This window comes from Pelorhabdus sp. sgz311002, assembly GCF_056134285.1.
On sequence record NZ_JBWBCL010000005.1, the window covers coordinates 197,673 to 216,261 of the forward strand.

At 42.5% G+C, this 18,589-nt stretch carries 19 protein-coding genes and 1 riboswitch; of the genes, 17 read left to right on the forward strand and 2 right to left on the reverse strand.

All coding sequences use genetic code 11. From position 1 onward, the window contains the following. Positions 1-50: 50 nt before the first annotated feature. From AC0NJP_RS10315 to AC0NJP_RS10370, 12 genes are all read left to right on the forward strand, one after another. Positions 51-728: a L,D-transpeptidase family protein gene (locus tag AC0NJP_RS10315; protein WP_474699741.1), complete on the forward strand. Its 678-nt coding sequence runs from the start codon at positions 51-53 to the stop codon at positions 726-728. A 171-nt stretch (positions 729-899) separates the two neighbouring features. Next, a complete protein-coding gene (locus AC0NJP_RS10320; protein ID WP_474040240.1) occupies positions 900-1,478 on the forward strand; it encodes a DMSO/selenate family reductase complex B subunit in 579 nt (192 codons plus the stop codon). Between the two features lie 44 nt (positions 1,479-1,522). Further along, a complete protein-coding gene (locus AC0NJP_RS10325; protein WP_474699742.1) occupies positions 1,523-3,772 on the forward strand; it encodes a DMSO/selenate family reductase complex A subunit in 2,250 nt (749 codons plus the stop codon). Positions 3,773-3,894: 122 nt separating this feature from the next. Beyond that, positions 3,895-5,052, forward strand: coding sequence for an iron-containing alcohol dehydrogenase (locus tag AC0NJP_RS10330; protein ID WP_474699743.1), 1,158 nt, complete (start codon positions 3,895-3,897; stop codon positions 5,050-5,052). 21 nt (positions 5,053-5,073) lie between these two features. Then, positions 5,074-6,381: a trans-sulfuration enzyme family protein gene (locus AC0NJP_RS10335; protein ID WP_474699744.1), complete on the forward strand. Its 1,308-nt coding sequence runs from the start codon at positions 5,074-5,076 to the stop codon at positions 6,379-6,381. 26 nt (positions 6,382-6,407) lie between these two features. Further along, positions 6,408-6,506: riboswitch (TPP riboswitch) on the forward strand. A 53-nt stretch (positions 6,507-6,559) separates the two neighbouring features. Next, complete coding sequence (gene thiM, locus AC0NJP_RS10340; RefSeq protein WP_474699745.1) at positions 6,560-7,396, forward strand: hydroxyethylthiazole kinase; 837 nt, start codon at positions 6,560-6,562, stop codon at positions 7,394-7,396. Next, on the forward strand, positions 7,397-7,705 hold the full coding sequence (locus AC0NJP_RS10345) for an MTH1187 family thiamine-binding protein (RefSeq protein WP_474699746.1): 309 nt from the start codon (positions 7,397-7,399) through the stop codon (positions 7,703-7,705). After that, a complete protein-coding gene (locus AC0NJP_RS10350) occupies positions 7,702-8,409 on the forward strand; it encodes a thiamine phosphate synthase (protein WP_474699747.1) in 708 nt (235 codons plus the stop codon). The genes AC0NJP_RS10345 and AC0NJP_RS10350 overlap by 4 nt, the downstream gene beginning before the upstream one ends. Before the next feature lie 90 nt (positions 8,410-8,499). After that, complete coding sequence (locus AC0NJP_RS10355) at positions 8,500-8,937, forward strand: hypothetical protein (protein WP_474699748.1); 438 nt, start codon at positions 8,500-8,502, stop codon at positions 8,935-8,937. Between the two features lie 185 nt (positions 8,938-9,122). Then, complete coding sequence (gene hcp, locus AC0NJP_RS10360) at positions 9,123-10,742, forward strand: hydroxylamine reductase (protein WP_474699768.1); 1,620 nt, start codon at positions 9,123-9,125, stop codon at positions 10,740-10,742. A 196-nt stretch (positions 10,743-10,938) separates the two neighbouring features. Next, a complete protein-coding gene (locus AC0NJP_RS10365; protein WP_474040231.1) occupies positions 10,939-11,136 on the forward strand; it encodes a hypothetical protein in 198 nt (65 codons plus the stop codon). A gap of 122 nt (positions 11,137-11,258) precedes the next feature. After that, positions 11,259-11,900: a hypothetical protein gene (locus AC0NJP_RS10370; protein WP_474699749.1), complete on the forward strand. Its 642-nt coding sequence runs from the start codon at positions 11,259-11,261 to the stop codon at positions 11,898-11,900. Between the two features lie 3 nt (positions 11,901-11,903). Here the strand turns inward: AC0NJP_RS10370 and AC0NJP_RS10375 are convergent, their stop codons facing one another. Then, entirely contained in the window at positions 11,904-12,095 is a 192-nt protein-coding gene (locus AC0NJP_RS10375) for a hypothetical protein (RefSeq protein ID WP_474040230.1), read from the reverse strand. 203 nt (positions 12,096-12,298) lie between these two features. Between AC0NJP_RS10375 and AC0NJP_RS10380 the strand changes: the two genes are divergently transcribed. The 4 genes from AC0NJP_RS10380 (at position 12,299) to AC0NJP_RS10395 (ending at position 16,227) form a co-directional block, all read left to right on the forward strand. After that, positions 12,299-12,460, forward strand: a complete 162-nt coding sequence (locus AC0NJP_RS10380; protein ID WP_474040229.1) for a hypothetical protein — start codon at positions 12,299-12,301, stop codon at positions 12,458-12,460. Between the two features lie 207 nt (positions 12,461-12,667). After that, positions 12,668-13,873, forward strand: coding sequence for an MFS transporter (locus AC0NJP_RS10385; RefSeq protein WP_474699750.1), 1,206 nt, complete (start codon positions 12,668-12,670; stop codon positions 13,871-13,873). A 227-nt stretch (positions 13,874-14,100) separates the two neighbouring features. After that, a complete protein-coding gene (locus tag AC0NJP_RS10390) occupies positions 14,101-15,300 on the forward strand; it encodes a CaiB/BaiF CoA transferase family protein (protein ID WP_474699751.1) in 1,200 nt (399 codons plus the stop codon). A 15-nt stretch (positions 15,301-15,315) separates the two neighbouring features. Continuing rightward, complete coding sequence (locus AC0NJP_RS10395) at positions 15,316-16,227, forward strand: hydroxymethylglutaryl-CoA lyase (protein WP_474699752.1); 912 nt, start codon at positions 15,316-15,318, stop codon at positions 16,225-16,227. A gap of 46 nt (positions 16,228-16,273) precedes the next feature. Here AC0NJP_RS10395 and AC0NJP_RS10400 read toward each other — a convergent pair whose 3' ends face one another. Then, a complete protein-coding gene (locus AC0NJP_RS10400; RefSeq protein WP_474699753.1) occupies positions 16,274-17,257 on the reverse strand; it encodes a peptidoglycan recognition protein family protein in 984 nt (327 codons plus the stop codon). A gap of 153 nt (positions 17,258-17,410) precedes the next feature. On the opposite strand from AC0NJP_RS10400, the gene AC0NJP_RS10405 reads away from it, so the two are divergent. Then, positions 17,411-18,589, forward strand: a complete 1,179-nt coding sequence (locus AC0NJP_RS10405; RefSeq protein WP_474699754.1) for an exonuclease SbcCD subunit D — start codon at positions 17,411-17,413, stop codon at positions 18,587-18,589.

Genomic DNA, 18,589 nt, shown 5'->3' on the forward strand with positions numbered 1-18,589 from the left:
AAAGAAAGAACGTGGTTCTGATTCATACGATTGTTTTAAGGAAACCTAAAATGAGTGCGATTGTTATGTTCTTTCTCTTAGTAAGCTTACCTGCTATTGTGATGGGGCTTCAATATTGGGAGAATATGCAATTTGCAACAATTCCGAGTCAGAATTTAAATCCTCCCGCAGGGCCAATAACGATCATTATCAAAATTCCTGAGCGAATTTTACAATTATATAACGCTGGAAACTTGTATAAAACATATCCCATTGCCGTTGGCAAAGACGAAACCCCTACTCCTGTGGGCGATTGGACAATTGTATGGAAATCCTACAGGAAAGGTGATATGTTTGGTACTCGGTTTTTAGCTCTTAGTGTACCATGGGGAGGATATGGAATTCATGGTACAAACCAGCCCTGGAGTGTTGGTACAGTAGCGAGTCATGGGTGTATCCGAATGCGAAATAAGGACATAGAAGAGCTTTATGAATGGGTGCCAGTAGGAACTTCAGTAAGAGTAGAAGATCAAATATTTCATATTGAGCGTACACTTAGCTATGAAATATCGGGCGCGGATGTCGTAATCCTACAACGGAAATTGAGAGAACTTGGTTATTTTGAAGGGCAGGCTGATGGTTTTTTTGACCGGAATACGGAGGTAGCTGTAAAAAGATATCAATATGACAATGGATTAAATCCTACCGGAATCGCTGATAAGAAAACTATTAAAAAACTAGACTTATAGTTGATTCTTTATAAGTGTTTTAAAGGATGATAATGCAGGATTTTACTGAAGGTAAGGCGAAACGATAAAACATAAAACATAAAACATAAAATATAAAATATAAAGCGTTTATGGCGCAATTGATTTGGAAATTTGCGCCATGGCGCTTTTTTCATATGATGGAGAGAGTTTATGACAAAACAATTGGCATTCTATTTTGCACAAGAACATTGTTCTGGCTGTTGTACCTGTCAAATTGCCTGTAAAGATAAAAATAATTTGCCTCAGGGGCAATTGTACCGGAAAGTCTATGAATATTGCGGCGGTGAATATGAGCAGGTCGATGGTGTGATTCGCCAGAATGTATTTGCTTTCTGGACTTCTTTAAGCTGCAATCATTGCCAGAAACCAGTTTGTGTTGCGGTATGTCCTACTGGCGCCTTAAGAAAACGTGAGGAAGATGGTATTGTTTTATTAGCAGTGGAAAAGTGTGTTGGCTGTAAACAGTGTACGACAGCTTGTCCTTATGAAGCGTTACAGCTTGATCAGACTACAGGAAAAATGGGAAAATGTGATTTTTGCCTTGATCTACTGGAGCAAGACAAAGAACCGGCATGTGTAGCGGCTTGTCCGATGCGGGTGTTAGACTATGGCTTGCTAGAAGAGTTGCAGCGAAAATATGGCTCAGTTTCGCAGACAAAGGGCATGGTTGATAAATCCTTGACGGAACCGGCGCTGGTCATCACGCCGCATCGTCACGGCAATATATAATGGTCTCAGTTAGAATTGTAAAATCGGTACCAGAGGTGTAGGTTATGGCTGAAAAAGTAGTCTATACGGCAGGCGCTTTAAATTGTGGCGGCCGCTGTCTGTTTAAAACCCATGTAAAAGATGGTAAGGTTGTAAAAATTTCTGCTGATGATACGATTTTGGATAAGCCTGGCGATCCGCAGTTGCGTGGTTGTTTGCGCTGCCGTTCTTATCGTGATTATATGTATCATCCCGATCGCTTAACTCAGCCTTTAAAGCGTATCGGCAAGCGTGGCGAGGGTAAGTTTACGCCAATTAGTTGGGATGAAGCTTTAGAGACGATTGCCTGTCAGACAAGGCGAATTATGCAGCAATACGGCCCTGAGGCGATCTATTTAAATTATGCTACAGGGAATTCCGGAAAAACGTCGGAACGCGTTTGGATGGCGAGACTTCTAGGTTTTTACGGCGGTTTTCTTTCCTATTATGGAACGTATAGCACAGCCTGTACGGAAGATGCGACTCCCTATACCTTTGGAACGAATCGCACTGGAAGTAGCCGGGAAGATTGGATAAACTCAAAACTGATTATTCTTTTAGGTTGGAATCCGGCAGAAACGATTCACGGTACGAATACGGCTTTTTATCTTAAGCAAGCTAAACAAGCTGGGGCCGAAATTATTTCGATTGATCCCGTCTATTCGAATACGACGGCAGCTTTGGCCGATCAATGGATTCCGATTCGTCCTACAACGGATTGCGCTCTTTTAGAGGCAATGGCGTATGTCATGATTACTGAACACTTACAGGATCAGTCATTTCTTGATACCTACTGTCTGGGATTTGATGAGCAGCACATGCCGCCGCATATTCCAGATGGAAATTCTTTTAAAGCTTATATTTTAGGATTGGGATCTGATAAAAAGGCAAAAACTCCGGAATGGGCCGAATCAATTACGGGAATACCACGCGAGCAGATTACAGCTTTAGCGCGAAAATATGCTACAAGGCGACCAGGCGCTTTGATTCAAGGGTATGGTCCACAGCGTCATGCCTATGGCGAACAAATAGTTCGTTGTGGCACTGTCTTAGCGGCCATGACAGGAAATGTTGGCAGGAAGGGCGGTTGGGCTTCAGGCCATGGTAAACCAGCCCAAGACATTCCACTTGCGTCTATCCCAATTTCCAATCCTTGCAAAGCACAAATTTCTATGTTTACTTGGACTGAAGCGCTAGTACGGGGAACTGAAATGGGAGCGGAAGCAGGGGTCAGAGGGGTTTCTAAACTGAATTCTAATATTAAGCTAATTTTTAACTTGGGCGGTAATTGTTTAACAAATCAGCACTCTGATACGAATGGTACGGCTCAATTATTGGAAGATGAAGCATTAGCGGAATTGATTGTTGATAACGGCCACTTTCTTACACCTAGCGCAAGATATGCTGATATTGTTTTACCTGCCGATACGTTTATGGAACGGGAAGATCTAGTCAATCCCTGGCTTTATGGCGACTATGTTTTATATGGAAATCAGGCGGTAGAGCCACCAGGCCAGTGCCGCAATGGCTATAGTTGGGTTAGCGATTTGGCTCAAAAACTGGGGCTGCACGATGTGTTTACAGCAGGGCGTACCTTACGAGAATGGCTACAGTATCTTGTGGCAGAAACGCGAAAGGTTGATCCTGATTTTCCGTCATTTGAAAAGCTTCAGGCCAAAGGGATTTATCGTCGTTATTACAAGGAGCCTTATATTGCCTTTCAAGAGCAAATTGATAATCCCCAAGAATACCCTTTTCCAACGCCATCAGGAAAAATCGAGATCTTTTCACAGCGGCTATGGCAAATGGAGAAACTAAAAACGATTCCGGCTATACCGAAATATATTACGGCTTGGGAAGGACCGGAAGATCCTTTGATAAAAGAATATCCGCTTCAGTGTATCGGGCATCATTATAAGCGCCGTGTCCACTCGACCTTCGATAATACTCGCTGGATGGAGGAAGCAGGACGTCAGGAAGTCTGGATGAATCCGCTTGATGCCGCAAGCCGACAGATCGTTACTGGGGAAAATGTCCGGGTCTTCAACGCTCGCGGTATTATTGTTTTACCAGTAAAAGTAACTCCTCGAATTATGCCGGGTGTTGTATCAGTACCGCAAGGAGCCTGGTGGACGCCTGATGAAACAGGGATTGATCGGCGCGGCTGCATTAATGTTCTGACGAAATATGCGCCAACACCTCTGGCTTTTGGAAATCCCCAGCATACGAATTTAGTGGAAGTGCAAAGCGACGAAAGGGAATCTTTAGAAAAATAGAAAATTGGGCTTTTTTGCCAGGGTTTAATCTGATCATGGAGAATATACAATATGACACAAATAGACTGCGTCAAGTAAAAAGCCTGTTCGTGGTATGTTAGTACATTAAGGGGGCGGATGTATTGATCGACTGTTTTGAATTTCTATTACCAACAAAAATTAGATATGGCGCTGGAATAGTAAGTGTTTTGGCGGAAGAACTGCGATTATTGAACGTAAAAAAAGTCATGATTATTACAGATAAAGGTTTAGCGGCAACGGGACTTTTGCAGAAAATCAGTGATCTTATTGCCGCTGCAGACGTGGCTTTTATTACTTATGACGCGATCGAGGCAAACCCGAAGGATACCAATGTGGAGGCGGCGGCTGAGCTTGCTAGACAACAGGGAGTTGATGCATTAGTCGCTTTTGGCGGCGGCAGTCCAATTGATGCGGCCAAGGCGGTGGCTGTCCTGACGCGCCAAGGGGGAAAAGTCCGCGACTATCAAGGCAAGAATAAAATAAAGGATGATTGTTTGCCGCTTATTACCATTCCGACAACGGCTGGTACGGGCAGTGAAGTCACTTTTTCCTCAGTTATTACTGATACAAAAGAGAAGTTCAAATTTACCATAAAAAGCCCAGCAATTGCTGCAAAAGTGGCTATTGTCGATCCTGAACTGACATTTACTGTTCCCGTAATGGTTACCGCGGCTACAGGAGTTGACGCTCTGACGCACGCAATCGAAGGCTATACAGCAAATTGCACGGAACCAATTGCTGAGGCTGTTGGATTGTACGCTGTCGAATATATCGCGCAAAATATCCTAGAAGCCGTAACAAATGGTACGAATCGCGAGGCTCGTGATAAAATGATGATGGGCAGTCTTTTGGCGGGACTTTCTTTTAGTCATGCCGATGTTGCTTCAGTGCACTGCATGGCGGAAGCCTTGGGGAGTCTGTATGATGCGCCGCATGGTATGTGCAACGCCATATTACTGCCTTATGTGATGGAATACAATCTGCCATCGGTGGAATATAAGTACGCACGAATTGCTCGCGCTATGGGAATTGACGAGCAGGATGACGCGAAGGCTGCGCAACAAGGCATTGAACATATTAAGGCCTTGTCGCAAAAAATCGGGTTGCCTGGGATACGGTCTTTAAACATCGATAAGGCAGATTTTGAACTTCTGGCGGAAATGTCGGTGAAGAATGGTTCGAATGACAGCAATCCGCGAGTTATAACCAAGAAAGGCTATATGGATTTGTTTGATAAGGCTTACAATGACGGTTATTAAGGTATGGGAGAATAATTTACTATGAAATATGAAACAATGGAAGCTGCGATGCGGGGCGAGGCAAGACGTAACTTTCTCATGCAGTGCTCAAGCAAGACCAGACTGGTGCAAGAGCCAGTTATGAATCCTTATAAGGTTCACGGCCATCCCAATCCCGCCGGGCTTGGTGATGCAGCGCAGTTTTCGCAAACGGGTTCCTGGGGGCAAAGCTCAGTTTTATTTCCTACACTGGAAGCCTATCGTATCGCTGATGAATGTGGCAAAGCACCCTATGGCGGGGCGGAATATGGCATACCTCAAACGCCGGAAGCCGATGCTGTTTGCAGAAAAATCGCGGCGCTTCATAATGGCTATGGAGCAGTTATTTGTCCATCAGGCTTGTCGGCAATTTCGACAACTTTGGCAGCCTTTTCACCGAAAGCAATTTTGATTCCTGATTGCGTCTATGGACCGATGGTACGTTATTTAAATAGAAGAAAGATCACTCAGATTCGTTATCCATCAGGCGCATCAAAAGAAGAATTTTCTACAGTTTTATTTAAAGCGCGCCAAGATTATCCTGAACGAGAGGATCTCATAATTTATTTAGAGGCGCCAGGCAGTGGTACTTTTGAAATTCCCGATATCGACGGAATCATTGCTATAGCAAAAGCGGCAAGTCTGCGTACTGTTATGGATAATACTTGGGCAAGCCATGTTCGGTTTAAGCCCCTTGACTATGGCGTGGATATTGTTATACAAGCTACCACGAAGTATGAAGGCGGCTATGGCGATACGCCATCAGGCGTTGTCATTACAAAGCATGAAAATGATTGGCAGAGTATTTCCGATGAATTGCGCGCCGCAGGCAATGGCGCAGTAGCGCCAACGACTTGTTCCCGGCTGTATCATCGTATTGATTCGGCTAGAGAGCGGCTTGACTGTCATGCTGCCACGGCGCAGCACCTGATAGAATGGTTTAGAGAGCAGCCTTTTACCCAAGAAGTTCTGTCGCCGACGCTGATATCTTCTCCCTACTATGAACGTTTCCAGCATTATTTTCATAAAGGGAATGGTTTGTTTAGCGTGGTTTTTCGCTCTGATCTAGCGAGTCGACAGATTGAAGCTTTTATGGATGCCTTAAATCTATTTTGGATTGCTGAAAGCTGGGGCGGACATTTGTCACTTGTACTGCCTGTACATGGTAAGCGGGAAGTTACGCCGCTACCGGACGGCTTTATTTTACGGTTCCATGCAGGACTCGAAGCGTATCAAGATCTTGTGGCGGATCTTACTCAAGCGGCAGAGAAGCATTTACTTTGCTCGGCAGATACTACATTGACAGAATAGATGAGAAGTGATACGTTATAGAAAATAATAGATTGCGGGGGGACTCCTTAGAGTTGAGAAGGTAAAACCTGACCCTTTGAACCTGTTAGTTAACGCTGACGTAGGGAAGCAATAGGACAGTGCGAAAGATGCTTACCGAATGCAGGTGAGCATTTTTTTTGCATGGAAAGAGGGCAAAATGATCGATAAGAAAAGTATTCAAGCGCAGATGATACAAGCCGTAGAAACAGTACAGAAAACAAATCCAATGGCAGGTTCTATCACAAATTCTGTTACAATCAATTTGGTGGCAAATGCCCAGCTCGCTGTCGGTGGAGCGGCGGCTATGGTGTATTTGCCTGATGAAGGCGAATTTTTAGCAAGGGCTGGCGGCGCTACTTATATTAATGTCGGCACACTTCTTCCCGTTTACGAGGAGACATTGCCGCGTACCGCAAAAGCCTTGTATGAGGGAAATAAACCTTGGGTGCTTGATCCTGTTGCTGTAGGCATTGGCGAACTAAGAACAAAGCTATTGCTTCAATTTAAAGAGTATAAGCCTAGTATCATTCGAGGCAATGCTTCAGAAATTATTGCTTTAGCTGGTTTATGGAATTTAGCAGGAGGAACTGAGGCGTCAAAGGTGCGCGGCGTTGATTCGACTGACTCTGTGAATACGGCCCAAACAGCAGCTGTTGCCTTGGCGAAATGGACGGGCGGCGCTGTTGCTGTATCAGGAGAAATCGATTTAATCACAGACGGTGCCATCGTTGCTTTTTCTCAAGGCGGGTCAACTTTTTTGACTAAAATTACTGGGGCAGGCTGTTCTCTAGGCGGTGTTGCGGCAGTTTATCTTACAGCGGCATCACCCTTTATTGCAGCGCTTACCGCTACAGCGATTTACAATTTAGCGGGACGTCGCGCGGCCGAGCAGGTGGATGGGCCAGGACATTTTCAAATCCAGTTTCTTGACGAATTATATAAAGCCACAGCAAGCGAGATTGCTGATAATCCTTTTGATATTAAGGAGGTATAAATGATGAATACTTTAGTTGCTGTTGCTATTGCTCCCTGCGGCGTAGGCGATGAACTTGCTCCCTATGTAGCTGAAGTGGTAAAAGTCATTCGCGAATCCGGTTTGCCTAATCGTACTACTGCCATGTTTACTGAGATCGAAGGAGAATGGGACGATGTGATGCAAGTTGTTAAAGCGGCAACTTTTGTACTTGCGGCGAAGGGGATTCGTACCGAAGTCGTTCTAAAAGCTGATATACGCCCTGGCTTTACTAATATGATTCAGGCGAAGGTGGAAAAGGTCAACGGAATTTTGGAGGATGAGAAATGAGTATAAGAACAAATTTAGATATTTCAGCCTATCTTGTTGTTGGTCCAGAAAATACGAAGGAGCGTCCTGTAGCAGAAATTGTTCGTGATGCTGTGGCGGCTGGTTTTACTTGTGTGCAAATTCGTTCGAAAGTAGCTTCTGCAGCTGAAATGATTGAACTAACCCGTCAGGCAGCCGATGTTATTAAAAGTCTTGGTAAATCAAACACTGTGGCCCTTCTTGTTGATGATCGCTTAGATGTTGTTTTGGCGGCAAGAAAGCTTGGTGTAAAAGTAGATGGAATCCATGTTGGTCAAACTGATATTCCTGTAGATGTTTGCCGGGAATATCTCGGCAAAGATGCGGTTGTTGGCTTATCGGCTAGAACGCATGAATTGTTTGATTATATTACAACGGCTGATGTGAGTCAGATTGATTATTTTGGCGCTGGCCCTTTACATGAAACAAAAACAAAACCCGATTGCGGCATGGATCACAGTGGAAATGTGATTACTAGAAGCTTTGATGAAATCGCAAAATTGGCTAAGCTTAGTCCCATTCCCGTCGTAGTGGGTGGGGGCGTTAAACTTGTTGATATACCGCAGTTAGCCCAAACGGGAATCGCAGGCTTTTTTGTTGTATCGGCCGTTTCTGAAGCGGATGATCCAAAGGGAGCAGCTACTGCGTTGGCCAAAGCCTGGGATGAGGCTAAAGGGCAGCGGTGATATAGCTAAGCCATTATTTGGGTAGTATAGTCATAATTTTGTCATATTTCTAGTTTATACTTACATTAGTAAATAGTGGAGGGATAAACTATGAATCAAAAAGCGAAGAAATTTATTGCTTTCTCTTTATTGGCCGGAATTATGCAAACAGGATTGTTTATGAGTACCTCCGAAGCATCGCCTGGTGACGAATGGCGGATGCGTCATGATGAAGCTTATACACAGGAAGATCGGCGCCATAATGAAGCGATGCAGCGCTGGAGTTTTGAAAGTCGGAGTCATTGGCGGGAAAGACAGCGTGAGGAAAGAGAACGTCATGAACGGTTTATGGAACGTTTCCATGAAAGAGAGCGGCAACATGATTTAGAGATGGCTCGTCATGAGCGCGAAATGGCTCGGCGCGATCATGAATCCTGGCGATCATGGAAAGATCGCCAAGAGCTTGAAGAGCAGCGGCATAATGAGGCTATGCATAATATCGCCGCTTTTCTAATCGGGCTTGCTGTTGGCTCAGCTTCTAACGGATGAGTTTCTCAGTTGAAAAACTACATTGTACATCGAAACCTAATGAAAAAGCTGCCGAAGGCAGCTTTTTTAATTTGGAAAATTTACGATAAAAAGGAGGAATTTTGTCTTATAATGACAAATTTTATTAATAGTCCACAAAATAAGTAATTTTCAAAAAAATATTTGAGGAGGTTTTTTTAGTGAGTATGTTTTGTTATCAGTGTCAGGAAACCGCAAAGGGAACGGGCTGCGAGGTGCGGGGAGTCTGTGGCAAGACCGCCGAAGTAGCAAAACTACAGGATCTGCTCATCTATACAGTTAAGGGAATTGCTCATGTGGTTGTTCACGGAAAATTAAATCCGGCTGAAATGGCTGAAGTAAACCATGAAGTTTTGAAAAGTTTATTTATTACTATTACAAATGCGAATTTTGATGAGATAGCGATTGAAGAACAGATTCATAAAATGCTGGAACTGCGGGATGCCTTAAAAAAGAAAAGCGGTTATTCTGATGTGCTTGATGTAGCTTCTTTTACTGTTTCTACGAAAGAGTCGCTGCTGGCAAAAGCGAATAGCATCGGCGTATTGGCGACAACGAATGCGGATATCCGGTCTTTGCGCGAATTAATCATTTATGGTCTAAAAGGCATGGCTGCTTATACGCATCACGCCCTGCAGATTGGCAAAGAAAATCCCGCAATTTATGCTTTTATCTATGAAGCGCTTGATGCTACACTGCATGATCGAGCCGTAGATGAACTGGTTGCCCTTACACTAAAGACAGGTGAACTAGGCGTAGCAGCTATGGCGCTATTAGATGAAGCGAATACGAGTAAATATGGCAACCCAGAGATTACAAAAGTAAATCTTGGCGTGCGCGAAAATCCGGCTATTTTAATTTCTGGTCATGATTTGACAGATTTGGAGCAGTTATTAGAGCAGACACAAGGAACGGGTGTAGATGTATACACTCATAGCGAAATGCTGCCAGCTCACTATTATCCTGCTTTTAAAAAGTACGAGAATTTAGCAGGTAATTATGGCGGTTCCTGGTGGCGGCAAGTTGGTGAGTTTGAAAAGTTCCATGGTCCTATTCTCTTTACCACAAATTGTATTGTGCCGCCTAAAGTAGAAGAAGTACGGGAACGGATTTTTACCACAGGGGCAGCTGGTTATCCAGGTTGCAGTCATATTGTAGCTGATGCGGCGGGGAAAAAAGATTTTTCGCCGATTATTGCTATGGCGAAAACGTTAAAAACACCGGAAGAACTTGAATCGGGAACGATTGTCGGCGGGTTTGCCCATGGACAAATATTAGCTCTTGCTGATAAGGTTGTTGAAGCTGTAAAATCAGGCGCTATTAAGAAATTTGTTGTAATGGCAGGCTGTGATGGCCGGATGAAGTCAAGAGAGTATTATACTGAATTTGCCGAAAAGCTGCCTCAGGATACCGTGATTCTCACGGCAGGCTGCGCAAAATATCGTTATAATAAGCTGCCACTCGGTGATATTGGCGGGATTCCTCGTGTTCTTGACGCCGGACAGTGTAATGATTCTTATTCATTAGCGCTTGTAGCGCTTAAGTTAAAAGAAGTATTTGGCCTCGATGATGTAAATCAGCTACCCATAGTTTATAATATTGCTTGGTATGAACAAAAAGCCGTGATTGTACTTTTAGCATTACTTTATTTAGGTGTTAAAAATATTCATTTAGGTCCAACTCTGCCAGGCTTTTTGTCACCGCAGGTTGCGAAAGTTCTTGTAGAGAATTTTGGGATTGCGGGCATTAGTACAGTAGAAGCAGATTTGGCAAAATTGATCGGCTAGAAATTATTGTTTTGCAAAAAAGCGAGAGAACTTTTCAGTTCTTTCGCTTTTTTGTAAAATCCCTTTTATAATCCAGTACATCTACTTTATTAAGTAATAAAAATTATAGCTGGAAAGCAACTTTTAGGACTAAAGGAGGAAAGGAAAAGGTGTCTTTTCAGAGAAGAATATTATAAATATAAAAGGGGGAATGTAAATGGAAAGACCAACAAGAGTATTTACCCCAATTATTTGGACGAATGGTTCTGAAAAAATTTGTTGCAGTAACTTCGGTTTTGCTTTTCAGGATAAAAATGGCGTTGCACATCGGATGGGACCAACACTGCAACGAGTCATAAAGAAGCTTGAGAAAATGGAACGATATGATATTGCAGAAACTTTACGTAATTCGTAAGTGATTATTCTGCAAGAAAAAAGCGGCAAGGATATTTTCCTTGCCGCTTTTTCTTGTATGTGGTATTATATGGAACGTATCGACTGCCTAGTCAGTCAATTTGTTTTATAAAAAGGAGTGAAATGATGAAGAAATATTCTCTATTTCACATAACCGGGGCAACCTATTGTTCTGTAATTGTTTTGTTTTTTTGCCTTGTTGGCGCAGTTATGCTACCTAATTCTTGGGGAGCAGAGGATGGGCCGTTAGAGTGGCTCCAAGTCATCGTATTAGTAGTTACTGCGATGGTAACGGCAGTGATTCCGTTTCGCGGCTATGGACCTCTAGCTAAAAAGCAGTTGGCATTCTATGTAGCGCCAGTCTGGCTAATGGCTGCAGGTCGAGAACTTAGCTGGGGGCGAGTTTTATACACTGATTCGACAGGTGCTTATTTACGATTACAGGATTTATGGTATGGCTTTTTAGTCCATCCTTTTATTTTGTGCCTCAGTGTGTTTATTCTGTGGAATTTTTACCAGCGGGGGTTAGCTCAAGAAATTCAGTCGTGGCTGAAAAATGCGGCTGTTCCCTATATCGAGATTAGTCTTATTCTTTTCTCTGGAGTGATTGCAACCGGAGTAGAGCATTATAGTTTTGGTTTCTTTGGTTCTAAAGAGGAACTTTTTGAAGAATTGGCCGAATTAGTTTGCTATTGTAGTCTTTTCTTTTTTACGATTGATCTGGGCTTTAATCGGCAAATTCAAAAAAAACAGCTTACTCGCTAAACGTTAGAGACGTACGATTCTTACCGGATTATTTTTTTGTAACTCGCGGCCTTTAGCGGAGAGTTCTACAATATAAGCAGGCCCTACATCAAGATCATCACCTAGATAGTGTAGAAGGTGGTCAGAAGGGTTTGCTTTTTTTGTGACTTGATTTAATTGACTAGGAGAACTATTGGAAATTATATCAATGGGCATTACACTAACCTCGCCTATAAATAGTATCTTGCTATTAATATGCTATGTTTTTTTTTGATTGTCAATATAAAGATTTATATAATTCAAAAGAGTAATAGTAAATTTAAAATTTAAACAATAATCATTATCATTTACAAAGCGATTTTGTAAGTATATAATAAAAGCAGTTAAAAAACTTGCTGCTTTTTAGGGAGATGATTGCCGTGGCAAACGCTTACTGTCATGAAAAATATTGCAATGTATCAGAAGAAGAAAAAGATCATATTACGGTAGAAAAATCTTCGCAGAATAGCGTATTTTTAGGTTGGCTGTACATGGCTGCTGTTTTAGCAGGTGCTATTCTCTTAGATAATCTTCTATTGTAATTATTTTATGGAATCGAACTAGGTTATTTTCCTGCCTGAGCAACCAACACTTCATACTGTTGGTTGCTCAGGCTTTTGTTTTGCTGCTTTAAGTAAAATTTTTATATGATTTGCTTTGTCTTTTCATTTGTAAGTGTGTTAAGCTTAGGTTAGTTAAATAATATGAGAAAACTGAAATATTTTCAGTAAACAAAGGAAGTTGGATCTTTGGTTGCAGAGTGGAAGAAAAGTTTGGCTGTTATGTGGTTTGTTCAAGTCATTGGAACAATTGCTATTACTGGAATGATTTCATTTTTACCGCTATATGTTTCCCACTTAGGAATCAGCGACCCTGGAGAAATTGGTTTATGGGCGGGTGTCCTCATGGGTGCATCTTCTTTTGCGGCGGCTATTTCTAATCCTTACTGGGGAACTGTAGCTGATCGCAAAGGTCGTAAACCCATGGTGGAAAAAACATTACTACTGTTTGGCCTGATTATTATTGCTATGGCATATGTGGCTAACGTATATCAACTGCTAGCTTTACGTATTTTTCAAGGCCTTTGCGGGGGATTTGTAGCCGCTTCCACAGCGCTTGTGACAAGTATGTCGCCGCGCGATAAGATTGCTTTTACTGTCGGTTTGTTTCAGACTGCTATGATTGTAGGCGGCGCTGTCGGTCCGATGCTTGGCGGTGTTATTGCCGATCACTTTGGCTACCGTCAGCCGTTTTTTGTTTTTGGCATTTTGTGTCTTGTGGCTTTAGGGTTAAGTCATTTGGCAGTCAGGGAAAAATTCACGCCGGTAAGGCGTGCTAAAAAAGAATCGATTTTAAAAAGTTTCAGTTATTTTTGGGCGCTGCCTGGTCTTGGGGCTATTTTATTTATACAGTTTTTGACGCAGTTTGCCACACAAAGTATCGGCCCCATTCTGCCAATTTATATTCAGTCCATGGTGACTGGAACAGAACTTCTTGCGAGTATTTCCGGAACGATGATTGCTATCGGCGGGGTAGCTAGTGCCTTGGCATCTTTAAGTATGGGCTTTATCAGTCGCCATGTTTCCCATGGTAGAATTTTGCTCGTTGCAGCTTTAGGTGGTGCAATTACTTTTGTAGGCCAATTATTAGCCCAGGATATTGTAACTTTTGGTTTGTTGCGCGCTTTGAATGGTCTGTTTATTGGAGCGATGATTCCCAGTTCCAATACGCTGTTAACGCTGTTGATTCCTGAAGAAAAACGCGGTGTTGCTTTTGGAATTACTAGCTCAGCGGCTTTGCTTGGTAATATGCTGGGGCCCTTATCAGCTGGGGTCTTATCCTTACATTTTTCGTTATCCTCTATTTTCTGGGTCACGTCGGTTCTGTTTGTGACCGCTTTCGTTTTAATGTTGTGCTACGATGAACAAGGGTCGTCCCGTGAAATTAGAGAATAATTTTATTTTGAAAATGAAATATACATACTAAAAATGAGATTTGTGGGTTTGTCCGGGAATTGATTGGATTTTGTTACTGAATATGCAAGATGGAAAAGGAAAATAGAATAAGCAGTATCTCATATATGAAATGTTTGATTGTGAAAAGCAGCGGATTCGCTGCTTTTTTTAGTTGGCATGATTGTTGCAAATATAAGATTCTATAAATTCTTATAGGAGATGATTGTATGACGCAAAATCATGGTGCTTTGGCGGGGTTAACAGTTCTTGATTTGACAAGGGTACTAGCAGGGCCTTTTTCGACAATGATGCTTGCTGATATGGGGGCCAATGTTATTAAAATTGAAGAAGCTGGTAAAGGCGCTGACGAGCGGCACATGGGACCGTTTCAAAATGGTGAAAGCGCTTATTATATGAATTTAAATCGGAATAAAAAAGGTATCACGTTAAATTTAAAATCCCCTAAGGGAAAGGAAATTTTTAAAGAGCTGGTTAAAAAAGCTGACATTGTTGTTGAAAATTATCGCCCTGGAACAATGAAGAAGTTGGGACTTGATTATGACGTTCTCAAGGAAATTAATCCGCGCATTATTTATGCGGCTGTATCGGGTTTTGGCCAATATGGACCTTATACGAAACGGCCTGGCTACGATATTATCAGCCAGGCTATGAGCGGTTTGATGAGTACTACCGGTTGGCCTGGCGGCAATCCAACTCGTTCTGGTACGGCTATGGGCGATGTATTAGGCGGCCTTTCCGTAACTATTGGCATTTTAGCAGCTGTTAACAGCCGCTATCAAACGAATCGGGGACAAATGGTTGATGTGGCGCTAGTCGATTCGGCAGTAGCCAGTTTGGAAATTATTAATATGATTTATTTTGTAGAACATCGTCTGCCGCAACGTATTGGCAATCGCTATGAATCGGTGTATCCGTATGACTCTTTCCAAGCGAAAGATGACTTAGTCATTATTGGTGCTGGCAATGATAAACTCTGGGGGTTATTTTGCCAAGTGATTGGGCAGCCAGAGCTCATTGAAAAACCAGAATTTCTTCATTCTAAAGATCGTGTTCAAAATCATGTGGCAATTAAAGAAATTGTTGAGAGCTGGACGAAAAACCGTACTGTAGCTGATATCGTTGATACACTGCTAGCTGCAGGGATTCCCGCGGCGCCGATTTATTCTATTGCGCAGGTAGCCGAGGATCCTCATATTGCCGGCGCTAGAGAGATGTTTGTAAAGACGGTGCATCCGAAGGCGGGCGAAATGCTCTTGACTGGTCCTCATATTAAATTGTCCGAAACAAAAGCAGCTATCCGCACTCCCGCTCCGGGGCTTGGCGAGCATAATGCAACCGTATTGCAGGAAATGCTTGGCCTTTCCGTTGCGGAACTGGCAGCTTTGCAAGATGAAGGAGTTATTTAAAAGGAGGGGTCAATAATGCTTCATTTACCACAACAAGTAGAAGTGATTGATGTCGGACCACGTGATGGCTTTCAAAATATTAAAGAATGGATTCCGACAGAAGTCAAAATGGAAATTATTGATGGCTTAATGGCGGCTGGGGTGAAGAGTATCGAAGTTACTTCTTTTGTACATCCTAAAGCGATTCCCCAAATGGCTGATGCAACAACGGTTGCCGCTACCGCTCTAGAAAAATATCAACAGGTCGGTTTAAAAGCGAAAGCCCTAGTGCCAAACTTACAAGGCGCTAAAAAGGCTTATAGTCAAGGAATTCGGGAAGTAACTTATGTAATTTCGGCCAGCGAAAAACATAATTTGGCCAATATAAATCGAACGCGAGAACAGTCTTTAGCTGATCTTGCAGCAATTATTAAGGAACTGCCTGATTTGACCATACGTTTGGCAGCAGCTACCTCTTTTGGTTGTCCTTTTGCCGGTCAAGTACCGGAGGAACTTGTTTTATCACTTATTCAGTCAGCTGTTAATTTGGGCGTAGACTATGTAGTTCTTTGCGATACGATTGGCGTGGGTGACCCTAAACAAGTCTATTCGTTAGTTCAGGCTGTGAAAACAAATTATCCTAATATTACAGTAGCGCTGCATTTGCATGATACGCGCGGAATGGGATTAGCCAATACCTTGGCAGGTCTTGAAGCTGGGATTACTGTTTTTGAATCGGCGATTGGTGGTCTGGGGGGGTGTCCTTTTGCCCCTGGCGCTGCTGGAAATACGGCGACAGAAGATATGATCAATATGTTTCATCGCATGGGAATTCAAACAGGCATTGATTTGGATAAATATTTATCTGTTGTAGAAATTGTTAAGACGAAGATTCAGCCTGTGCTCACAGGCCACCTTGCTTCAGCTTGTAAGTACGATAATTTATAAATTGAAAACAGCTGTCCGTCAGAGTTGTTTCTGGCGGACAGCTGTTTTAGTTGATTTTCATGAGCTTTGCAGCCTGTTCCCGTAGGTCTCCCATTTGGACATAAAGATTCTTTCCCGGACAAAGCGTGTCGTTTAAATCTCTATGGCCTACAACTGAGGTGTCATCCGGTGAAAAATTATAAAGATTACATAAGGCGGCAATGAGTTTTGCTGCCGTTTTGACTTGCGCTTCTTTTGGTTCGACATCTTCAAAATTGCCGACAAGATTGATACCAATGGATGTCTTGTTGAAACCATATGCATGAGCGCCGACTGTATCACGCGGTCTGCCTCGCTCAATACGGCCATTTTTGCGAATGACATAATGATAGCCAATGCCGGACCAACCGTTGGCAAGGTGCCATTCGTGAATCTTAGCGGCGCTTACATCTTCATCGACGAGGCCTACATGATGAATAACAATCAAATCGGTAGCTGGTCTTGTATCAAGGGGACCAAAAGCGAACGCTGTCTCGAGAATCGCTAAGTCCCTTTCTTTTAACGCTTTGGGACGACTGAATGTGCCGACTTGAATCGTTAGACGGTAAAGACGAGTATTTCCTGGTTGCTCGGCTAAGGTATAACGAACTTCTGGTGCGAGGGAAGGGTCGGCGATTTTTAGACGGAGTTGTGTATCTTTTTTAGCAATTTCTTTTATGTCTAAGGTGCTGACGAAAACATTACGGCAGGCAAAAGACTTGATGAATTTTTCAGCATGGCAATTTTTAATAAGAAAGAATAGTGAGTCTGCTGTTTCTGTTTTTATAATTTCAACATTTCCTGTTAGATCAATTGTTGTTTGAAAATAGACTTGTTGTCCTTGTTTTACATTTGTTGTTGACCATTGTACATTGTTGATGTTTGCTGGCTTTTTCGGAGGTGGAGGCAATTCTTGCGCTAGAGCGGAGCAAGCGTCTACGATATTTTGCCCGAACCAGAGAACAGAACAAGTGTAAAGTGATCTTTTTAGAAAAGTTCTTCGGTTCATCATATATTCTCCAATGAAATTAAAATAAAATAATATGTTCATTATACTGCGATTTAAATGATTTTTAAATAAGAAGATTTTCCCGCGAAGAAGCAAAGATTGACCGTTATGTTACAATAGATTTGAGAAAATGCGTGAATTATTGGGAGAAAAATCATGAGAATTATTCACACAAGTGATTGGCATATTGGCAAAATTGTAAATCAAGTCTATATGACAGAAGATCAAGCTGTTTGTTTGGCATCGTTGATTGATCTTTTAAGAGAAGAGCAGCCTGATGCGTTAGTGATAGCCGGTGATGTTTATGATCGGTCTATCCCGCCAGTTGAGGCAGTGGAATTGCTTGATAAGACTTTAAGCACAATTCTGCTTGAATTAAAAATTCCCATACTGATGATCGCCGGAAATCATGACAGCCCGGATCGGCTCGGATTTGGCAGTCATTTACTTGAGGCAGGGGGATTATATATTGCAGGGCCCTTGACGCAGCAGATTAAAAAGGTTTCTTTAAGCGACGAATATGGACCTGTTCATTTTTATTTACTTCCCTATGCGCCGCCGGCTTTAGTCAGAGATGTTTTTCAAGCAGAGGCTGCGAGAGATCATGATTCTGCAATGAAGGTGATGATCGAAGCGATTCAAAGCGAGTGGGATGCAACTGCGCGTAATATATTAGTCACTCATGGTTTTATAAGGGGCATAAAGGAACTTACACTCAGTGAATCGGAAAAACCCTTATCTTACACCTTGTCAATTGGCGGGGCTGACTATGTGGATGTAGAACTTTTTTCTGGCTTTACTTATACAGCATTGGGCCATTTACATAGACCACAGCAAGCTGGTACGGAGCGGGTGCGTTATGCAGGATCTTTATTGAAATATTCTGCCTCAGAAGTGGCTCAGAAGAAATCAGTTACATTGCTTACAATTGGGAAAGATCAATCAATTACCATTGAGGAAAAAGTATTACAACAAAAACGGGATATGCGTAAAGTGACGGGATCGATACAAGAGCTGTTAATGCCCGATTTTTTGCCAGAAGCAGCAAAGAATGACTATCTTTTTGTAACTTTAACGGATCAAGCGGAGATTCTTGATCCCATGGGCAAACTGCGTACGCTGTATCCAAATGTTTTAGGGCTTGATTTTTTGCGCAATGAAGGAGCTGTTTCTGGCGAAAAAACAGCTGCTGGCGAAGGCTATAAACAGCAAGGAAAACTAGAACTTTTTGAAGATTTCTATGGTAATATGACTGGTCAGACTTTTGATGAAACGAAAAAACAAATTTTAGCGGAAGTTATTGCACAGGTAGAAACCGCCGGAAGGGAAGAGTGA

Excerpts from the sequence above, each read along its gene's own strand:
- AC0NJP_RS10375 (WP_474040230.1), bottom strand. The coding sequence starts at position 12,095 with ATGCCCATTGATATAATTTCCAATAGTTCTCCTAGTCAATTAAATCAA.
- AC0NJP_RS10400 (WP_474699753.1), bottom strand. The coding sequence starts at position 17,257 with ATGATGAACCGAAGAACTTTTCTAAAAAGATCACTTTACACTTGTTCT.
- AC0NJP_RS10325 (WP_474699742.1), top strand. The coding sequence starts at position 1,523 with ATGGCTGAAAAAGTAGTCTATACGGCAGGCGCTTTAAATTGTGGCGGC.
- AC0NJP_RS10405 (WP_474699754.1), top strand. The coding sequence starts at position 17,411 with ATGAGAATTATTCACACAAGTGATTGGCATATTGGCAAAATTGTAAAT.
- AC0NJP_RS10350 (WP_474699747.1), top strand. The coding sequence starts at position 7,702 with ATGAGTATAAGAACAAATTTAGATATTTCAGCCTATCTTGTTGTTGGT.
- AC0NJP_RS10390 (WP_474699751.1), top strand. The coding sequence starts at position 14,101 with ATGACGCAAAATCATGGTGCTTTGGCGGGGTTAACAGTTCTTGATTTG.
- AC0NJP_RS10365 (WP_474040231.1), top strand. The coding sequence starts at position 10,939 with ATGGAAAGACCAACAAGAGTATTTACCCCAATTATTTGGACGAATGGT.
- AC0NJP_RS10345 (WP_474699746.1), top strand. The coding sequence starts at position 7,397 with ATGATGAATACTTTAGTTGCTGTTGCTATTGCTCCCTGCGGCGTAGGC.
- AC0NJP_RS10320 (WP_474040240.1), top strand. The coding sequence starts at position 900 with ATGACAAAACAATTGGCATTCTATTTTGCACAAGAACATTGTTCTGGC.
- AC0NJP_RS10315 (WP_474699741.1), top strand. The coding sequence starts at position 51 with ATGAGTGCGATTGTTATGTTCTTTCTCTTAGTAAGCTTACCTGCTATT.
- AC0NJP_RS10355 (WP_474699748.1), top strand. The coding sequence starts at position 8,500 with ATGAATCAAAAAGCGAAGAAATTTATTGCTTTCTCTTTATTGGCCGGA.
- AC0NJP_RS10370 (WP_474699749.1), top strand. The coding sequence starts at position 11,259 with ATGATGAAGAAATATTCTCTATTTCACATAACCGGGGCAACCTATTGT.
- hcp (WP_474699768.1), top strand. The coding sequence starts at position 9,123 with ATGTTTTGTTATCAGTGTCAGGAAACCGCAAAGGGAACGGGCTGCGAG.
- AC0NJP_RS10395 (WP_474699752.1), top strand. The coding sequence starts at position 15,316 with ATGCTTCATTTACCACAACAAGTAGAAGTGATTGATGTCGGACCACGT.
- AC0NJP_RS10335 (WP_474699744.1), top strand. The coding sequence starts at position 5,074 with ATGAAATATGAAACAATGGAAGCTGCGATGCGGGGCGAGGCAAGACGT.
- thiM (WP_474699745.1), top strand. The coding sequence starts at position 6,560 with ATGATCGATAAGAAAAGTATTCAAGCGCAGATGATACAAGCCGTAGAA.